The sequence below is a fragment of the Chitinophaga sp. ARDCPP14 genome (genome assembly GCF_051362515.1).
In the GTDB taxonomy this organism is placed as follows: domain Bacteria; phylum Bacteroidota; class Bacteroidia; order Chitinophagales; family Chitinophagaceae; genus Chitinophaga.
Map to the genome: position 1 here is coordinate 270,976 of NZ_JBKIXB010000006.1, position 17,170 is coordinate 288,145.

General features: G+C 47.2%; 15 protein-coding genes. 10 read left to right on the forward strand and 5 right to left on the reverse strand.

The window, feature by feature from the left end:
• Positions 1 to 18 precede the first annotated feature (18 nt).
• Together ACLHR0_RS18470 and ACLHR0_RS18475 are read right to left on the reverse strand one after the other, a co-directional pair.
• A complete protein-coding gene (locus ACLHR0_RS18470) occupies positions 19 to 1,455 on the reverse strand; it encodes an MFS transporter (RefSeq protein ID WP_436488534.1) in 1,437 nt (478 codons plus the stop codon).
• Between the two features lie 20 nt (positions 1,456 to 1,475).
• Positions 1,476 to 2,513 carry a bifunctional transcriptional activator/DNA repair enzyme AdaA gene (locus ACLHR0_RS18475; RefSeq protein ID WP_436488535.1) on the reverse strand — a complete coding sequence of 346 codons (1,038 nt, stop codon included), beginning with the start codon at positions 2,511 to 2,513 and terminating at the stop codon, positions 1,476 to 1,478.
• 123 nt (positions 2,514 to 2,636) lie between these two features.
• On the opposite strand from ACLHR0_RS18475, the gene ACLHR0_RS18480 reads away from it, so the two are divergent.
• Positions 2,637 to 3,362 (forward strand): class I SAM-dependent methyltransferase, encoded by a 726-nt coding sequence (locus ACLHR0_RS18480; protein WP_436488537.1) that lies wholly within the window; start codon positions 2,637 to 2,639, stop codon positions 3,360 to 3,362.
• A gap of 59 nt (positions 3,363 to 3,421) precedes the next feature.
• Positions 3,422 to 3,964, forward strand: a complete 543-nt coding sequence (locus ACLHR0_RS18485) for a hypothetical protein (RefSeq protein ID WP_436488538.1) — start codon at positions 3,422 to 3,424, stop codon at positions 3,962 to 3,964.
• Here ACLHR0_RS18485 and ACLHR0_RS18490 read toward each other — a convergent pair.
• Positions 3,898 to 4,290, reverse strand: a complete 393-nt coding sequence (locus ACLHR0_RS18490; RefSeq protein WP_429046338.1) for a winged helix-turn-helix transcriptional regulator — start codon at positions 4,288 to 4,290, stop codon at positions 3,898 to 3,900. The two genes, ACLHR0_RS18485 and ACLHR0_RS18490, sit on opposite strands and share 67 nt — an antisense overlap.
• A 100-nt stretch (positions 4,291 to 4,390) precedes the next feature.
• Here ACLHR0_RS18490 and ACLHR0_RS18495 point away from each other — a divergent pair, with 100 nt between their 5' ends.
• The gene (locus tag ACLHR0_RS18495; RefSeq protein WP_436488540.1) at positions 4,391 to 4,873 is read left to right on the forward strand and encodes a hypothetical protein; all 483 of its coding nucleotides are present in this window, start codon (positions 4,391 to 4,393) and stop codon (positions 4,871 to 4,873) included.
• On the opposite strand, the gene ACLHR0_RS18500 is transcribed toward ACLHR0_RS18495, so the two are convergent.
• On the reverse strand, positions 4,862 to 5,362 hold the full coding sequence (locus ACLHR0_RS18500) for a DinB family protein (protein WP_436488542.1): 501 nt from the start codon (positions 5,360 to 5,362) through the stop codon (positions 4,862 to 4,864). The genes ACLHR0_RS18495 and ACLHR0_RS18500 overlap by 12 nt on opposite strands.
• 52 nt (positions 5,363 to 5,414) lie before the next feature.
• Entirely contained in the window at positions 5,415 to 5,999 is a 585-nt protein-coding gene (locus ACLHR0_RS18505; protein WP_436488544.1) for a hypothetical protein, read from the reverse strand.
• A 171-nt stretch (positions 6,000 to 6,170) separates the two neighbouring features.
• On the opposite strand from ACLHR0_RS18505, the gene ACLHR0_RS18510 reads away from it, so the two are divergent.
• From ACLHR0_RS18510 to ACLHR0_RS18540, 7 genes are all read left to right on the forward strand, one after another.
• Entirely contained in the window at positions 6,171 to 6,779 is a 609-nt protein-coding gene (locus ACLHR0_RS18510) for an RNA polymerase sigma factor (protein WP_436488546.1), read from the forward strand.
• A gap of 49 nt (positions 6,780 to 6,828) precedes the next feature.
• Positions 6,829 to 7,404 carry an RNA polymerase sigma factor gene (locus ACLHR0_RS18515; protein ID WP_370911694.1) on the forward strand — a complete coding sequence of 192 codons (576 nt, stop codon included), beginning with the start codon at positions 6,829 to 6,831 and terminating at the stop codon, positions 7,402 to 7,404.
• 22 nt (positions 7,405 to 7,426) lie between these two features.
• Positions 7,427 to 8,593, forward strand: a complete 1,167-nt coding sequence (locus ACLHR0_RS18520) for a FecR domain-containing protein (protein WP_436488548.1) — start codon at positions 7,427 to 7,429, stop codon at positions 8,591 to 8,593.
• 164 nt (positions 8,594 to 8,757) lie between these two features.
• On the forward strand, positions 8,758 to 12,402 hold the full coding sequence (locus tag ACLHR0_RS18525) for a SusC/RagA family TonB-linked outer membrane protein (RefSeq protein WP_436488550.1): 3,645 nt from the start codon (positions 8,758 to 8,760) through the stop codon (positions 12,400 to 12,402).
• 21 nt (positions 12,403 to 12,423) lie between these two features.
• Positions 12,424 to 13,896, forward strand: a complete 1,473-nt coding sequence (locus tag ACLHR0_RS18530; protein ID WP_436488552.1) for a RagB/SusD family nutrient uptake outer membrane protein — start codon at positions 12,424 to 12,426, stop codon at positions 13,894 to 13,896.
• A gap of 25 nt (positions 13,897 to 13,921) precedes the next feature.
• Positions 13,922 to 14,848 (forward strand): ABC transporter ATP-binding protein, encoded by a 927-nt coding sequence (locus ACLHR0_RS18535; RefSeq protein WP_436488554.1) that lies wholly within the window; start codon positions 13,922 to 13,924, stop codon positions 14,846 to 14,848.
• Between the two features lie 9 nt (positions 14,849 to 14,857).
• A complete protein-coding gene (locus ACLHR0_RS18540) occupies positions 14,858 to 17,170 on the forward strand; it encodes a Gldg family protein (protein WP_436488556.1) in 2,313 nt (770 codons plus the stop codon).

The window sequence follows — 17,170 nt, forward strand, 5'->3', positions numbered from 1 at the left end:
ATTGTGAGTAATACTTTTTTATATGCCTTCGGCAGGAATGTCTGCTGTATGCATGTCCATATTTTCAGGCAGTAGCCAAAGCATCCATCCTACTATTGCCAGGCAGCAGATCCCCGTGAGTATACCCCAGTCGAGCGCTTTGCTATAATCCGGAAAATGCGGACTGCTGTTGATCACGTAATAAAATACACCGCCCACGATGCTGATGCCCAGTGCAGAAGCAGTTTGCTGGAAAGTAGAGAAAACGCCTGCCGCTGCCCCTGCAAATTTTACCGGGACGCTTTTTAAAACAATGTTTAACAGGAAAGGCAATACCAGACCGTTGCCCAGGCCGTATAATCCTATCAGCAGTATTACATTCATGGTGCTGACGTGTGGCCTGAAAAGCAGGAGTTGCAGTATGAAGGAAATAAGAATGATAAGTAGTCCTGCCTGCAATACTTTTTTCCCGGACCGTACTATCAGCTTGGAAGCGAGCACAGATGAGATCATAAACAACACCGCATGCGGAAGAAAGAACATGCCGCAGTCCAACGCCGTATAGCCGAGCCCGTTCTGTAGATATACGGCGCTCATCAGCAGGAAAGCGGTGTGCATCATAAAGTGAAACAGTACCGCCAACAAGCCAATATTAAACTCCCTGATCTTAAAGAGTGCCGTATCAATTAAACTGCCTTTCTGTAAAAGTGTTTTTGTTTGCTGGTCGCGGATAAAAAAGGCAAATATGAAAACCGCCAGCAGCATCAACCCGATTGCCCACAGCGGCCATCCCATTTCCCTTCCTTTTGTGAGTGGATAGATGAGGCAAACCAGTCCTGCTGTGAGGATAGCGGCGCCGGAGTAATCAAACTGCTGCCCCGTGTCCCTCGGTGTTTCATCGAGATATTTCCGGATAGCCCACAGGGATACGATCCCAACGGGGAGGTTGATGAAAAAGATAAGCCGCCAGCCGGCGATGAGAAAATGGGTATCTACCAGATAACCGCCCAGGATCTGGCCAATGATAGCAGCAATGCTTAGCGTGATACCATACCACCCAATGGCCTTTGCCCTTTCCTGCGGGTCGGTAAACAACACCTGTATGAACGCGATGGATTGCGGCACCATCAGGGAAGAGCTCACCCCTTGCAGAAAGCGCATGATGTTTAACTCCAGCGGGGTTTGCGCTAACCCACATCCGCATGAGGTGAGGGTAAAGAGCAGCATGCCCAGGAAGAAGATCTTTTTTCTGCCAAGATAATCGCCGGCCCTGCCACCGGTAATCAGGAAAGAAGCGCTGCCCAGCAGGTACCCGGCTATCACTAGCTGTACTTCCCCATCGGTGGCTTGTACGCCTTTCTGAATACCGGGAATCGCCATGTTGATAATGAAGATATCAATGACATAGAGCAGCGGGGCCGTTAAAATAACGGCCAGGGCAATCCATTTGGAATGCCTGTGTTGTTTTGGGTTCATAACCTTGTTTGTGTGAATGTTTACCGGTTACCCTGTTCCAGGTCGAGTAACCATTGTTTCCGCCAGATGCCGCCACCGTAGCCGGTTAAACTGCCGTCTTCTCCAATTACGCGGTGGCAGGGAATGAGGATGGAGATGCGGTTCATGCCATTGGCATTTGCGATGGCACGGATGGCTTCCGGCTTTTGCAGGGCGATGGCCTGTTGCTTGTAAGACCTGGTGCTGCCATACGGAATGGTTTGAAGCAGGCGCCACACCGATTGCTGAAAGTCTGTGCCTGGCATAAACAAAGGCACCGTGAATGTTTTTCTTCTTCCGGAAAAATACGCTTCCAGCTGCTGTTCTAATACATCAAAATGTGGGTTGGCGCCCTGGATGATATTGGCGTTGAGTTTTTGTGAAAGTTGTTTTAATTCCGTTTCCAGCATCTTCCGGTCAGTGAATTCCAGTAAGCAAATACCTGCTTCCACTGCGCCTGCAAACATAGTTCCCAGCGGCGTTTCCAGGCGTGTGATATTCATTACCTGCTTTTGTTTGCTATTGGATGGCGATACCCCGAATACTGATCTGAATGAATCGGCAAAGCCGCTCAGGGACTCGTATCCGGCGTCAAATGCTGCTGCCGTTACGGGTTCGCCATGCTGAATTTTTTTGAAAGCAGCATTAATGCGGAACATGCGCTGGTAAGCCTGGAAGGTAATGCCATGATGTTTCAGGAACCACCGCCTGATGGCGCTGGGTGCTATACCTTTTACAGCCAGGTCTGCGTCTTTGAATTTCCGGGAGGGGTTTTCATTCAGCTCCTGCAGGATCGCCCTGATAGCCGGAGGTGTTTCATCCAGTTTTTCCAGCGGACTGCACACCTTACAGGGCCGGTATCCCTTTGTAATAGCGTCTTTCGTGGTTTTAAAGAATTCTACATTTTCCCTTTTGGGTTTCCTGGCCGTACAGGTAGGACGGCAGAATATCCCGGTGGTTTTAACCCCTGTTATGAAGCTGCCTTCATAAGCCACATTTTTATCAAGTATCGCCTGGTACATGATTTCGTCCGTCAGCATGTATATCTTTTTTTCAAAAGTACGCCAGCTGAACTTGGGTAACAACCGGAAATTGAACAAGTATTTTTTTTAGCGTACCTCGTAGTTGTGTAACTTTAAATACGGAGATAAAAACCATGCTATATGCAGGAAGAAAAAGCGAGCGGCTGGGACTTCAGCTATTTAACCAACACAGGCAGAATGATGGAAAGCCCTTTGCCCTGGAACTATTTTGTAATGGTGTGCCGCCACCTGAAGCCGGGCTGTACCCTTCTCGACCTGGGAACCGGCGGCGGAGAGTTTTTAAGCCTGCTACCCGGTAAAGAACAACTTCGTATATACGCTACCGAAGGATACATTCCCAATGTGGTACTCGCCCAAAAACGGCTGCATTCGTTTGGCGGAACGCTTGTTCATGAGTATACAGATGATAACCTGCCTTTTGAAGATAATTATTTTGACATGGTAATAGACCGGCATGAGAGTTATGATCTGAAAGAAGTATATCGTATCCTGAAGCCCGGCGGGCATTTCATCACCCAGCAGGTGGATGGGAGAAGTGATCTTTCCATCGCAGAGGTGCTGGGAGTGAAACCTAATGAAGAATTTTTGCACTGGAACATCGATTATGCGCTGCAGCAGTTTGCACCAACCGCTTTCAGCATCCTTCACCAGCAGGATGATTATGGCTTTATGCGTTTTTATGATGCGGAAGCATTGCTGTTTTATATCCGCTCTATGCCTTACTTATTTGAGGAATACGACAGCTTTGATTTTGAGCGGCTGTCGGCCCGGCTGTCGGATTATTTTGCCCTGCATACTTTCCTGGATGTGCGGAAAGACAGGTTCATCATTGTGGCGCAAAAGTAAGCGCAGGCAACAATATCCCCCGGCTGGTTGTTAGAAGAAAAGAGAAACATCATATGATCATGAAAAATATCTTGCTTTTTCTGTTGGGTTTACCGCTTTTTACTTTCGCCCAGCGGGAGAAATTGCTGTATGGTTACGCTTATGGAATGATCCACGACGGTAATGGCGGCGGTGGCGTGACGGCCAACGTGGAGTTGCTGAATCATGTTATTAGTGTGGGGCCGGGTGTGGAGCTCACTTCTTACAATGATCATTCCTTGATCCCGGTATTTGCAGATGTGAAAATCAAACACCGCTTCGGGCATATAGATCCGTATATCACCGGGCAGTTCGGCAGGAATGGCTATAATGTAACCCGTACTGCGGAAGTGCCCTCAGGAACAGGGCAGGAGTCTGTTACTTTCAATGAATCCGGGAAGTATTTTTATGGAGCAGGTGCTGGTGTTGCCTGGCATTTCAATAAGATAGGCGTGTTCGCTTCTTATATTTACCGCGGCTATAAATACCGGTATCCCGACAGAATATCGGAAGAGGATCACAGTGTTGTGTTCGGCGAAAAATCCGTCAATGCTAATGTGTTTGTTGTAGGAATTGTATTTTGAAGCAGGTGCCGGCTGCCCCAGTTAAAGATCTGGTCGATCAGCTGCCGCAATGATGCACCGCTTTCTGTTAGCCTGTAAATAACTACCTGCGGATGTTTGCTGACCTTTACCTCGCGGCTTATCAGCCCATTATTTTCCAGGTCCCTCAAATGTTCGGTGAGTATCTTCCGGCTGATCTTCGGCATTTTTTCATGCAGCAAGCCAAAACGATTGATATCATGCTCTATTAAATAGAGGATGACAGGCTTCCACTTACCGCTGATCAGTTCTATTGTTTTACTGACCGGGCAAATGCCTGCGTCATATTCGGTATGTGTAATTGACATGCGTATATCTTTTTAAAAAAAAAGTTGATGGTTACCATCCTGTAACTACTTGCCTGCGCCGTTTTACAAATCTAGTTTTGCTTGTATAAAAATACGAATCATGTACAAGCTACCGAAAAATGAGCAAACGAATGTAAGTCTGTATAGTAACGCACTCATGCTCCTCACTTCTGTTCATCACGTATACGGCGCCATCCGGTACCACACGCCCTGGCGGATGCATGTGCTGCTGCTGAGTGTGCCCGTACTGATCATTACCGTTATCCTGGACCGGGTAATCAAACAAAAAGGAATGACCGTTAAGAGTGTGTGGTCCTGGATATTCTGTTCCATCATATTCCTTGCTGCTATTGTAATGATTGGGAGCTATGAAGGGATTTATAATCATCTCCTTAAAAATATCCTTTACTTTGGCGGATTATCAGCAGCACGCATGTCCATGCTTTTCCCGCCCGCTATGTATGAAATGCCGGATGATATATTTTTTGAAGTGACGGGAGTGCTGCAGGGCATTGTGGTAATTCCCCTTGGTATTTATTTCGTCCGGATGATCCGGCAGGGGATGACGAAATTACAGGCTTAAAATATCATGAAGCTGTTGTTGTTTAATCCTCTCAATCTGGCGCCTGTGCCGGAGTACATGCACAATAGCGTGTTCGGCCATTTGTTCTATATCGTATACCTGTCCCCAGCCGGCTTTTATTTTTAACGCATCGTCCATTTGTTCCAGTTCATCATCTTTAAATGCTGCGAATATTTTTTCTGTGAAGATAAATACCTGGGTGAGGTCTTCCAGGTAAGCGTTTACAGTAAGATGAAATGTTTTGGCAGGACGTGTTAGCTGCGGGCCCCGCAGGTTGTGAATACTGGTGGCATAGCCAAAGCCGGAGCTGACTACATGAGATAAAATGGTTTGAACCGACCGGCAGTTTTCGTCCGCCGTATGCGGATCGGTGATAACAGTAAGTGCGTGATCGGGAATGGTCCTGATCACTTCTTTCAATTCCGAAATGGCTCTTTCATATTCATCAAGCAATGCGCCGATGGCCCCCTGTCTGAAAGTTTGGGTCATATGTTTTATGATGGTCCCGTCAAAAGTAGGACATTCACCTGATAAGAAGGCGTTAATAATCCGACCGCTTTTTAGCTTCCTTTGTTGCCAGGTCCAGCAGGGAATTTTTGATCACCTTTGTATATACATCCCTGGTTTTGTCGCTATAGGTAAAAGACTGCAGGTATTGTTCATAATCCTTTCCTTCGTAGGTCATTTTCTTTGCCAGCAGGAGCCATGTCTCCTGGCCGGCTTCTTTCCCGAAAATATGGATAATGGTAAGGGTGTTGTGCGTTAGCAATGCATCGAGATAATTCTTATGTTCCTTTGAGGTATCTTCTTTTGCAATGAGGTCTTTCATCACCACTGCGCCCAGGTCAACGCTGTTCGCATCATATACCGGCTGAGGCGTATCGTCCGCTTCCCGCAGGCTGTCCACTCTTTTATAGTAAATTTCCTGCGTTGCCTTCATGGTGGCTGCTGCTTTCTTTAGCTTTTTTTCGTCGGCCTTTTCATTTTTCAGTGTGATGGCAGCTTTCTTTACCAATGCTAAGAATTGCGCCTGCTTAACAGTGTCTGTTTGCTGTGCGAAACTATTCCCGGTAATAAAAAGTAACAATAAAGCAGCTGCAAAAGCAAAGTGTATATGCGGTTTCATAAGGTCAGGATATTTTTTAAAGCAGACAAATATATAATATATTATCAATATAGTGATCCGGTATAAAAAAATAACCTTTCGGCAGATTTTATTAATAAATTTACTTCCGCAACCAAAGTAGTTTCCAATTTACTAATCAAGGAATTCATCCTGATTTCATTGATTCATTATATGAGGGGTTTCGGAATTCATGAGGATCTGCCAGGAGAGCAGGAGTTGCTCCATCGCGTAGCTGACGGTGACGGCATGGCGTTTGCCATATTGTTTAAAACGCACAAGGAAAATTTGTATACCACTGTTTTACGGGTAACCGGCAGTCGGGAGATGGCGGAAGATGTATTACAGGAAGTATTTATCAAGGTATGGATGCACCGGGAGCGATTGCCGGGTATTATTAATTTCGCCGGATGGCTGTACAAAGTAGCCGAATATGCCGGCTTTAAAGTGATCCGCAGTAACCGCCGTATTGCCGGTGGGCTGCAGGCTTTATCCAATGATCCGTTAACGCCGCCGGAGAAAGATCCCGTTGATATTTTTATTGAAAAAGAGTACGACCAGCTGTTGGAGGCTGCCATTGCGCAGTTACCGGAAAAACAACAGCTCACCTACCGGCTCATTAAGCAGCAGGGACTGAAAAGGAAAGAGGTGGCAGAACGATTGTCGGTGTCGCCTGAAACAGTTAAATGGAACCTCGATCAGGCCAACCAGTCCGTCCGTAAGTATTGCATGGCGCACCTGGGACTTACCCTGGCTTTCATGCTGCTGAATGGTTTGCAATAATTTTTTTCGTCCTTACCCCCCAATTGTTATTCCCGTGGCTCTTATATATATGATTCACAGGAAAGGCCGTAAAAATCATACTGTTTATCTGCCTGATGAAGCAGGGTTACTCGGGAGAATTGCCAACGGAGATACCGCTGCCTTTGCCACGGTATTTGCGCATTACAGGAAGCAACTGTATACAACCATTTATCACCTTACGGGAAGCCGGGAGCTGGCGGAAGATGTGTTGCAGGAAGTTTTTATGAAGGTGTGGTTGCACCGGGAACGGTTGCCGGTAATCACACATTTCGGCGGCTGGATTTACCGGGTAACGGAACATGCGGGTTTTAAAGTGATCCGTGAGTTGCGCAGAACCGTCAGCAACCCGCAGTCACCACCGGAAACGGATAAAAAAGATCCGCTGGACCTCTACATCGAAAAGGAGCTGGATACCTTGCTGGACGAGGCTGTAGCACGACTGCCGGATAAACAGCAACAAACGTATAAGCTGATAAAAGAGGAAGGCCTAAAAAGAAATGAAGTGGCCGATCAGCTCCTGGTGTCACCGGAAACGGTGAAATGGAACCTGGACCAGGCGATGCGATCGATACGGCGGTTTTGCCTGGCAAAGCTTTCCCATTAAAAACATACACCTAAGAAAATGAATGATGGAACTACCAGATAATATAGCTGCTTTATATCACCGTTGTATACAGGGCGCCGCTACTGCAGAGGAACAGGCTGCATTCCTGCAGTATCTGCAGGAACCTGGTCATGAAGATATCCTGCGGGAAGTACTGCGCCGTGGTTTGCGGGAACCCAAACCGCTGACAGATCTTCCGCCAGAGCGGGAAGAAGTGGTATGGCAGACTATCATGGCCTCCACCGGGGCAACACCGGCTGTAACGCCGGTATACCGGATGGCCTGGTTCCGTATGGCAGCTGCGGCCTCTATAGCAGTATTGGTGGCCATAGGTGGCTATACTTATTACCGTTCGCATGAAAGCAGGCCATTGGCCGTACAAACACCACTGGCGCCGGGTGGCAATAAAGCCATACTTACGCTGGGCAATGGTAAGGTGATCACACTGGATAGTATTGGAAACGGGCAAATTGCCGGTGAAAACGGGGTGGTTAAACAAAGCAACGGCAAACTCGCTTATGCAGCTGATCCTGCCGGAGCTGTTACCATGCACGTGCTTACCATACCGCGCGGCGGGCAATATCAGCTGGAGCTGTCTGATGGTACAGAGGTGTGGCTAAACAGTGCTTCTTATATCAGGTATCCCAACCGTTTTGGTGATAAAGAAAGGAGCGTGGAAATTTCGGGAGAAGCATACATCAGTGTGGCAAAGAACGCCACGAAACCTTTTATCGTTGTTTCCAAAGGGCAACGCATTGAAGTATTGGGAACAGCATTTAACCTGATGGCCTATCCTGATGAAGCAGCCATAAAAACTACGTTGATAAACGGCGCCATCAAAGTGATCCAGCAGGGAACACAAAAGATACTAAAACCCGGTCAACAGGCCGCCGTAGCAAACAACACTCCCGGTATTACCATTACTACACCAGACCTGGAAGAAGTGCTGGCCTGGAAGGAGGGGAAGTTCCGGTTCTATAATACAGACATCGCCACCATTATGCGGCAGGTAGCCAGGTGGTATGATGTGGAGGTAGTATACCAGGGGCAATTGCCGGAAGAAGAATTTTACGGCGCCATTCCAAAAAGTGAGAATGCCCGGCAGATCCTGGATGTGCTGGAACTGACACGCAAAGTACATTTTGAAATAAAAGGGAAGCAGATCATTGTTATTCCCGGTCCGAGGTAAATTTAAACCAACCAGTCATTGTGAATGAAAATAAATAAATAGAAATACATCAACCAAAAAGAAATCCGGATATGGGAGAACATTTTCCGGATAGCAGCAAGAATTAGACGTAAAACCAACATCGCTTTTCAGCATTACTTTAACATCCAAACCGGTACAAAGATATGAGCTCAATTGTACATGGCAGTCCCGTGCCTGATTGTATGCCACCTAAACTGACCAGATTTATAAAGGTGTGTTTCTTTGTTTTTACAGCAGCATTGCTTCTTAGCGCAAATACCTACGCACAAAAGATTACGATTACAGGACGGAATTTATCCCTGGAGAAGATCTTCAGGGAAGTAGAAAAACAAACAGGATATTCTTTTCTCGTCAGCAAAGAAACACTGAAGAAATCCAAATCTGTAAACCTGAAAGTAAAAAATGCCTCCCTGGAGGATGTATTGGATCAATGTCTTTCAGAACAACATCTCACCTGGGAAATAAAAAATAAGGTGATTGTGATTACACCCGAACAACCTGCTGCAATGGCGCAACCGGTGATGGTGGAGTCGGTGCCTTCCAACCCGGGCAGGATTTTCAGCGGACGTGTAATAGATGAACGCAAAAGACCTGTTGTCGGCGCCACCATCCGCGCTGATGTAGCCGCCGACCGTCTGCAGATGTCCTTTACAGATGAAAAAGGCGTCTTCATTTTATCTGAAGTGGAACTTCCGGTGGTAAAGGCACAGATTACCAGTGTAAATATAGAACCCTGGAACGGGGAGCTGAACATAGATGAACAACAACGTACCATTGTCGTAAAAAGTAAAGTGTATCAGCTTTCCGATGTAAAGGTGATTGTTAATACCGGCTATCAGAAACTCGATAAAGAAAGAGCCACCGGCTCTTTTGGTAAACCGGATATGGAGATTGTCGCCAAACGCACCGGCTCCATGGATATCATGCAAAAGCTCGACGGTCTGGTCCCGGGATTAACCCTCGCAGTGGGCAGCGATTACGATGTGGAAACGCAAAACGGTAATGGAAACGGCGTAAAAACCAGGAGAAGTGTGATCCGGGGAAAAGGCAGCATCCAGCTGAATTCGGACCCGCTGTACGTGATCAACGGCATGATCGTAAATGATTTCAGTACGTTGAACCCCGATGATATTGAAAATATCACGGTATTGAAAGACGCCGCTGCCGCCGCCATTTATGGGGCAAGAGCAGCCAATGGCGTTATAGTGCTCACCACCAAGTCAGGCAAAAATAATCAACGGCTCACGGTTAATTACAGCGGCTTTATCAACTTCCAGGGTAAGCCCGATTATAACTATATCCCGGTGATGAACAGTCAGCAGTTCATTGCCACCTCAAAAGAATTGTTCAACCCGGAGCAGTTTCCCTGGAATACCCTGTATGATCAAACCATTCCGCCGCACGACCAGCTCCTGTATGATCATTACCGCGGGCTGATCTCTGACGCGCAGTACAACAAAGGAATGGACAGCCTGGCCTCCATCAACAACCGGCAACAGATCCTGGATGTGCTGGTTCGCCCGGCGTTTACTACTAATCATACTGTTTCTGTGAGCGGCGGAAATAATGTGTATTCATTTTATGGATCATTGGCCTATACGATGTCGCAGGATAATATGCCGGGAAATAAAGACAATAGTTACAAAATAAATCTCACGCAGAATCTGCAGCCAAACAGGAATATTAAGATTTCTGTAAACGCTTCTCTCATTAATAACGTACAAAGCTCAAAAAATTCAATAGCATCTGGTCCTAATGTGGTGCCCTACCTGTTACCCAAAGATGCCTCCGGGAAAAATGTGGCTATGCCTTTTTTGTCGGGATGGTCAGATTCCCTGCGGCTCGATTATCAGGCGCGCAGCAGGATCAATATGGATTATATACCACTCGATGAAGTGGATTATGCGCATAGTGAAAGGAATACTATTTTCATTAACCTCACGGCTAATGCAAATATCAGGATCTGGAAAGGTTTAAGTTTTGATGGTACCTATGGTTATGTGAAATCCCCGGGTGTCAACAATTACTTTTTGGATAACAGGGCATTTATGCAGCGGCGGGAGCTCCTGGGTTTTACCGTAGCACCCACTGTTAACTCCACTCCTCAATACCTGGTACCCATCACCGGGGGAACCTTCGGTAACGGCCACAATGATCAGCGTAACTGGACCGTCCGGAATCAGCTGGTATATACAGCAGCACCACGCGAAGGCCGGGACCACCTGATGGTACAGGTAGGGCAGGAAGCACAGGAACAATTCAATTTTTCAACTACCAGTACTTTTTTGGGATATGACGAAAAACTCGGCACCTACGGCCTCGTGGATTATGCAACACTGGCCCAGGGTGTAACAGGTACGGTCAGCGGCTACGGCTACCTGCAGCGGCCATACTCCATTAACCAAACGCTTTCGCGCTTTACGTCAAAATTCGCACTGGCCAGTTATACCTTCAATGATAAATATAGTGTAGACGGAAGCTGGCGGCAGGACCACAGTAATCTTTTTGGCAGCGATGTTTCTTCGCAAAATAAGCCGATATGGAGTTTTGGCGCTAAATGGCAACTGGCGAAAGAGAATTTCTTTCAGCCCATCACCTGGGTGGATAATCTTAGCATCAGAACTACCTATGGTATCACAGGTAACTCGCCCTACGTCGGGTCGGCGTCAAGGAATGATATTCTGAATGCCATTTCGCAGGCAAATAGCGGCGGAATAGCCGGTGATGCCTTAGGCATCGCATCTACCGCTAATACCAAACTGGCATGGGAACATACCGCCACCATCAATATCGGCATCGACTATTCACTGCTGAAAGGAAGGATCAGCGGAGGCATCGACCTGTACAGCAAAACCACCACCGATATGCTGGGCAATGTTTACCTGAATCCGTTCGCCGGGTATAAAACCAGTATAGGCAACCTCGGTAAGTATTCCAATAAAGGAATTGAACTGAATCTTACCTCCCGGAATATCCAGGGAAATGGCTTGAATTGGTCTACTACATTTATATTCAGCTATAATAAAAACAAGCTGCAGGATTTTGAAGCGTTATCCGCATATTCCAATACCGGTGATTATAAAATACAATCGTTTTATTACATCGGTTACCCCGCCGGACCTGTTTTTGCCTACACATGGGGAGGATTGGATAACATGGGTGATCCGCAGATAAAACTGAACGATAAAACCATTACCAAAGACCCTTATTACCAGGCGAAGAATGAGGATATCAAATATATGGGCACCACCAATCCCGTTTTCAACGGGGGGCTTTCCAACACCTTCCGTTACAAAGGGATTTCCCTTTCGGTGAATATGATCTATAACATGGGTAACGTGATGCGCCGCGATGTAAACAATTTCAGCTCCGACCGGCCCGGATCTTATGCGTCAGGATTTTCTTTCGGAAACCTGTCGAGTTACTTCCTGGACCGCTGGAAAAAGCCCGGAGACGAAGCCACCACCAATGTGCCTGCCTATGTGGCCAACCCGAATGAAGATTACAGCCGGCGCAACATGATGTATTATTACAGGGCCGATATCAATGTAGTGAGCGCCTCCTATCTCAAGATCAGGGACCTTACGCTTAATTATGAACTGCCCGCTGCATGGCTGAAACCATTGAAAATACAGCAACTGAGCGTATACGGACAAGCCACCAATTTTATGGTATGGAGAGCCAATGATCTTGGTATTGACCCGGAATACCACGACATGCGGCAGGGATACCGGTCCATACCTCCTTTCCGGCACAGTTACAGCCTGGGCGTAAATCTTACTTTATAAGTGAACATAAATGAACAGATCATGATAAAGAAAATAATTTATCCTTTCTTATACATAACGCTGCTCTTTTCCTTTGTTGCCTGCAAAAAGGATTTCCTGGAAGTAGTGCCGCTGGGTAACCAGGTAGCCACTACCACCGACGATTATGATAAGCTGATGAACAATCCCGTTTTTTATATGAACGAGGCTTCGGGAGGGCAGGAAGCTGTATCAATGGGAGATGAAACAGGTGCGGAAGCAGCTTTCCTGAATAGAGGCACGGTATGGATGCCGCGGCTTTTTCAATGGGCCGACAGTATCTACAAACCCGGCGATGAAATACCGTACCCTTTCATGTTACGGGAGGGACTGGAAAATATGTACCTGCTTAACAAGATCATTACAGAAGTAATGGCATCATCCGGCGGGTCAGACACGCAGAAGAAACAACTCCTTGGGGAGGCAAAAGCGACCCGCGCCTGGCTGAATTTACTGTTTGTCAACTACTACGCAAAACCTTACAACGCGGCTACTGCTGCCACAGATCCGGGCTTCCCTATTATTGACAAAGCGGATATTACTGTGCAGCGGTTCGATCGTGGCAGTGTACAAAGCAGTTACGACTTTATTATTAAAGACCTTACCGACGCGCTGGCGGATGTGCCGGTGCACCCCCGCATTGTTACCCGCATGTCGAAACCCGCAGTGGCCGGGCTGTTGGGGAAAGTGTACGTGTTTATGGGCCGTTATGCGGATGCGTTGCCATTACTGGATAATGCGTTTGCCGCAATTGCTGCCAACGGCGCACCGGTGCTGTATAACTATAATGTGGAGTTTGCACCGGGTGGCGCATTCCTCCCCATCGATCCAACCTTTGGCCCGCAAGGTCCGGGCGTTAACCGCAATGATACCCGGGAAGCAATTCTTTCTAAAGTTTATTACAATGGTCCCAACAGGGGGAATATGTTTGGTACCGACGGACTGGTACTGATGCCGGCCGTCGCAGCCTTGTATGGGCCTCATGATCAGCGCCTGCTGCTGTATACCAATAGGGATCTGGATGGTAACCTTAATCCCGGTGGCAGGTTGCGCAAATATGGTATTACCTGGTCGCGCTACGGATTGCAATTACCTGAGCTGTACCTGCTACGGGCAGAGTGCAGGGCCAGAACAAACGACCTGGGTGGCGCCATAACAGACCTGGAAACATTGAGAAGAAACCGGATGCCGGCTGCCGATGCGCAGGTTCCACCTGCTGTTGCGGGCAACCAGGTAGCGCTGATAAAATATATTATCGATGAGCGAATCCGTGAATTTGCACAGGAAGGGTACCGCTGGTTTGATATGCGCAGGTTATCGGTAGATCCCATTTTCAGTGGAAAAGCTATCACACGTAATTTGTATAACACCAACGGAACCACTACGGTGATTACCCTGAGGCAGCCGGACCGCCTGGTGATGAAAATACCGCCTTACTTTTTACAGAACAACCCGGGTATGCCCGACAATCCATAATTAAATTAAAACAGACCAACACGATATGACCAGCATTGTAAAGCTTGAGCACCTGTCTCATAAGTATAGCAGCTCATGGGCGATCCGTGATATCAATATAGAGATCAGTAAAACTGGTATTGTAGGGCTGCTGGGATCCAATGGTGCGGGTAAATCCACCACCATGAACATCCTCTGCGGCGCCCTGAACCAAACAGAAGGGAATGTATATATCAACGGGATCAATATGCGGGAAGATCCGCAACTCGCCAAAAGAGAGATCGGATTTTTACCACAGAACCCGCCGCTGTACATGGATCTGACGGTAGATGAATACCTGGGTTATTGCGCAGGGCTACGACAGTTGACAAAAGACAGAATGAAACCAGCCATAAAAGAAGCCAAGGAACGTTGCGGCATCGACCACTTCAGCAGCCGGTTGATCCGCAATCTTTCCGGCGGCTACCGGCAACGTGTGGGCATTGCACAGGCCATCGTTCACCGCCCCCGCCTGGTGGTACTGGACGAACCTACCAACGGCCTCGATCCCAACCAGATCACGGAAGTACGCGCCCTGATCAAAGAAATTGCACAGGACCGGGCGGTCATCTTTTCTTCTCACATTCTTTCTGAAATACAAGTGCTCTGTAAAGAAATCAAGATGATTGAAAACGGAAGGATTGTATTCTCCGACAGTATGGACGCATTTAATAACTATGTGGAACCGCACAGCGTCATCATGCACCTGGAAAATCCACCGGCTGCCGCCGAACTGCTGAAAATAGACGGGGTTACAAAAGCGGATTTTCTTACTGAAAGACAAGTACGCCTGTATTTCAATGGAAGCCAGGACATCACCGAGAAGCTGATCGTTGCCAGTGTGCAGAACGGATGGCGGTTGCGGGAGATCAATCTTGATAAAACAGCACTCGATGAGATCTTCAAACAATTATCCAGTCAATCATCTCAATAAAAATATTTAATGAAGACAATATTCAGAATTGCAAAAACAGAACTGCGGGTACTGTTCTATTCTCCCATTGCCTGGTTTTTACTGGTTGCCTTTTTTATTCAATGCGGTATCGCCTATTTCCTCCAGTTACAAGGGTTTGCTGGCATGCAGGAAATGGGCGGTGAGCAGTTAAGATACATGGATAACCTCACCATCAGGATCTTTTCCGGTGACAACAGCGTTTTCACTAACGTGATGCAGAAGCTGTATCTCTACGTCCCATTGCTTACCATGGGATTGATCAGCCGGGAAACCAGCAGCGGCACCATTAAGCTGCTGTATTCTTCCCCGATCAAAGTACGGGATATCGTGCTGGGTAAGTACCTGGCGATGCTCATTTACAGCTTACTGATGGTGGCGGCCATGAGCGTTTTTATTGTTGCCGGTATGTGGCAGATCAAATCAATGGACAGCGGTATCATGTTATCTGCTGTACTGGGGCTTTTCCTGTTACTCTGCACGTATGCTGCTATCGGGTTATTTATGTCCAGTTTAACTACCTACCAGGTGGTGGCGGCGGTATGTACTTTTGTGATGATAGGCATCCTCAGCTACATAGGTACCATGTGGCAGGGAATCGATTTCGTACGGGATCTTACCTATTTCCTGTCTATCCAGGGACGTACACAGAAGATGTTGTTTGGTTTAATCAGCAGTAAAGACGTCGTATATTTCCTCGTTATCATCTTTATGTTTATCGGGTTCACTTATTTCAGGCTGAAATCAGGCATGGAATCCAAACCATTTATGGTGAAAGCAATGAGATATGTGGCAGTAGTGGTAATAGGTCTGGCAATAGGATATGTTAGTTCCCGCCCTGTTTTTACTTTATATACGGATACTACGGTTCACCAGCAACAAACGCTTACCCCCAATGCCCAGCGGATTATTAAAGAGTTGGGAGATGAACCGCTGGAAGTGATCACTTATAACAATGCATTGAGCAGGTATGTGTGGCTGGGCATACCCCAGGAGCGCAACAGGTTGTTGGACAACTGGGACCTGTATACCCGTTTCAAGCCGGATATCAGTTTCCGTTTTGTGCAGTACTATGCAGAACCGCTGGATAATCCGCAGTTTCCGTTTTCTAAGATGTATCCTAATAAAACCGTTAAAGAGGCCGCCGAACAGTCCATACGCGGGCTGGGCATGAAGGTATCGCAATTTAAAACACCCGAAGAGATCAAAAAAATAATTGACCTGGAACCGGAATTAAACCGGTATGTGATGCAGTTAAAGTACAAAGGCCGTTCTACTTTTCTGCGGGTATTTGACGATCAGCAGGTATGGCCGAGTGAAACCGAAGTTTCTGCCGCTTTCAAGCGTTTACTGCAGGCTAAACTCCCCAAAATCCTGTTTGTAACCGGCGACCTGGAAAGGGATATTTATAAAGTAGGCGCCCGGGAATATATGACCATCACGAATACCAAAACGTTCCGGTATTCATTCATTAACCAGGGCTTCGATTCAGATACTATTTCACTGGCTTCACGCGAGATCCCGGAAGGCATCACCGCCTTGGTACTGGCAGATCCGAAAACAACCCTTAGTCCGGCTTCACTGGCTAAACTGGAACAGTATATCGACAAAGGCGGCAACCTGCTCATTGCCGGCGAGCCAGGCAAACAAACGGTGCTGAACCCTGTTTTGCAAAAACTGGGCGTGCAAATGATGGAAGGCGTGATAGCCCAGCCCAGCAAGGATCTTACACCGGATATTGTATTGCCGGAGTTAACGCCGCTGGCGGTATCGCTATCCGCCAATGTAGCCAAAACGGTGAAAGACAGCCTGAAAGTGGCGATGCCCGGTGTTACCGGTCTTACTTACAGCGGTAGTTCCTTCACTGTTGAACCATTACTGGTTACCGACGCTAAAAAGAGCTGGTTAAGAAAAACTGCACTGGTGCTGGATTCCGCACAGATTGTATATGATGCGGCCGCCGGAGACGAGAAGAAAGCATTGCCGGTGATGATCAGCATGACCCGTAAAGTGAATGGAAAAGAACAACGCATCATTGTATCCAGCGATGCCGATTTCATGAATAATACCAACCTGAACAGGTTCGATGTGGAAACCGCTAACTTTCCTTTCATCACTGCATTATTCAGCTGGCTGGATTACAAAGAGTTCCCGATTGATACGCACCGCCCGGAGTCGGAAGATAACCGGGTAAAAGTATCGCTGGATGATGTGGACCTGCTGAAGATAGTATACCTCTGGGTGATGCCTGGAATACTGATTGCCTTTGGCGCTATATTGCTGATCAGACGTAAGCGGAAATAA

Excerpts from the sequence above, each read along its gene's own strand:
- ACLHR0_RS18535 (WP_436488554.1), top strand. The coding sequence starts at position 13,922 with ATGACCAGCATTGTAAAGCTTGAGCACCTGTCTCATAAGTATAGCAGC.
- ACLHR0_RS18495 (WP_436488540.1), top strand. The coding sequence starts at position 4,391 with ATGTACAAGCTACCGAAAAATGAGCAAACGAATGTAAGTCTGTATAGT.
- ACLHR0_RS18520 (WP_436488548.1), top strand. The coding sequence starts at position 7,427 with ATGATGGAACTACCAGATAATATAGCTGCTTTATATCACCGTTGTATA.
- ACLHR0_RS18530 (WP_436488552.1), top strand. The coding sequence starts at position 12,424 with ATGATAAAGAAAATAATTTATCCTTTCTTATACATAACGCTGCTCTTT.
- ACLHR0_RS18500 (WP_436488542.1), bottom strand. The coding sequence starts at position 5,362 with ATGACCCAAACTTTCAGACAGGGGGCCATCGGCGCATTGCTTGATGAA.
- ACLHR0_RS18480 (WP_436488537.1), top strand. The coding sequence starts at position 2,637 with ATGCAGGAAGAAAAAGCGAGCGGCTGGGACTTCAGCTATTTAACCAAC.
- ACLHR0_RS18515 (WP_370911694.1), top strand. The coding sequence starts at position 6,829 with ATGATTCACAGGAAAGGCCGTAAAAATCATACTGTTTATCTGCCTGAT.
- ACLHR0_RS18510 (WP_436488546.1), top strand. The coding sequence starts at position 6,171 with ATGAGGGGTTTCGGAATTCATGAGGATCTGCCAGGAGAGCAGGAGTTG.
- ACLHR0_RS18525 (WP_436488550.1), top strand. The coding sequence starts at position 8,758 with ATGAGCTCAATTGTACATGGCAGTCCCGTGCCTGATTGTATGCCACCT.
- ACLHR0_RS18470 (WP_436488534.1), bottom strand. The coding sequence starts at position 1,455 with ATGAACCCAAAACAACACAGGCATTCCAAATGGATTGCCCTGGCCGTT.
- ACLHR0_RS18540 (WP_436488556.1), top strand. The coding sequence starts at position 14,858 with ATGAAGACAATATTCAGAATTGCAAAAACAGAACTGCGGGTACTGTTC.
- ACLHR0_RS18475 (WP_436488535.1), bottom strand. The coding sequence starts at position 2,513 with ATGCTGACGGACGAAATCATGTACCAGGCGATACTTGATAAAAATGTG.
- ACLHR0_RS18505 (WP_436488544.1), bottom strand. The coding sequence starts at position 5,999 with ATGAAACCGCATATACACTTTGCTTTTGCAGCTGCTTTATTGTTACTT.
- ACLHR0_RS18485 (WP_436488538.1), top strand. The coding sequence starts at position 3,422 with ATGAAAAATATCTTGCTTTTTCTGTTGGGTTTACCGCTTTTTACTTTC.
- ACLHR0_RS18490 (WP_429046338.1), bottom strand. The coding sequence starts at position 4,290 with ATGTCAATTACACATACCGAATATGACGCAGGCATTTGCCCGGTCAGT.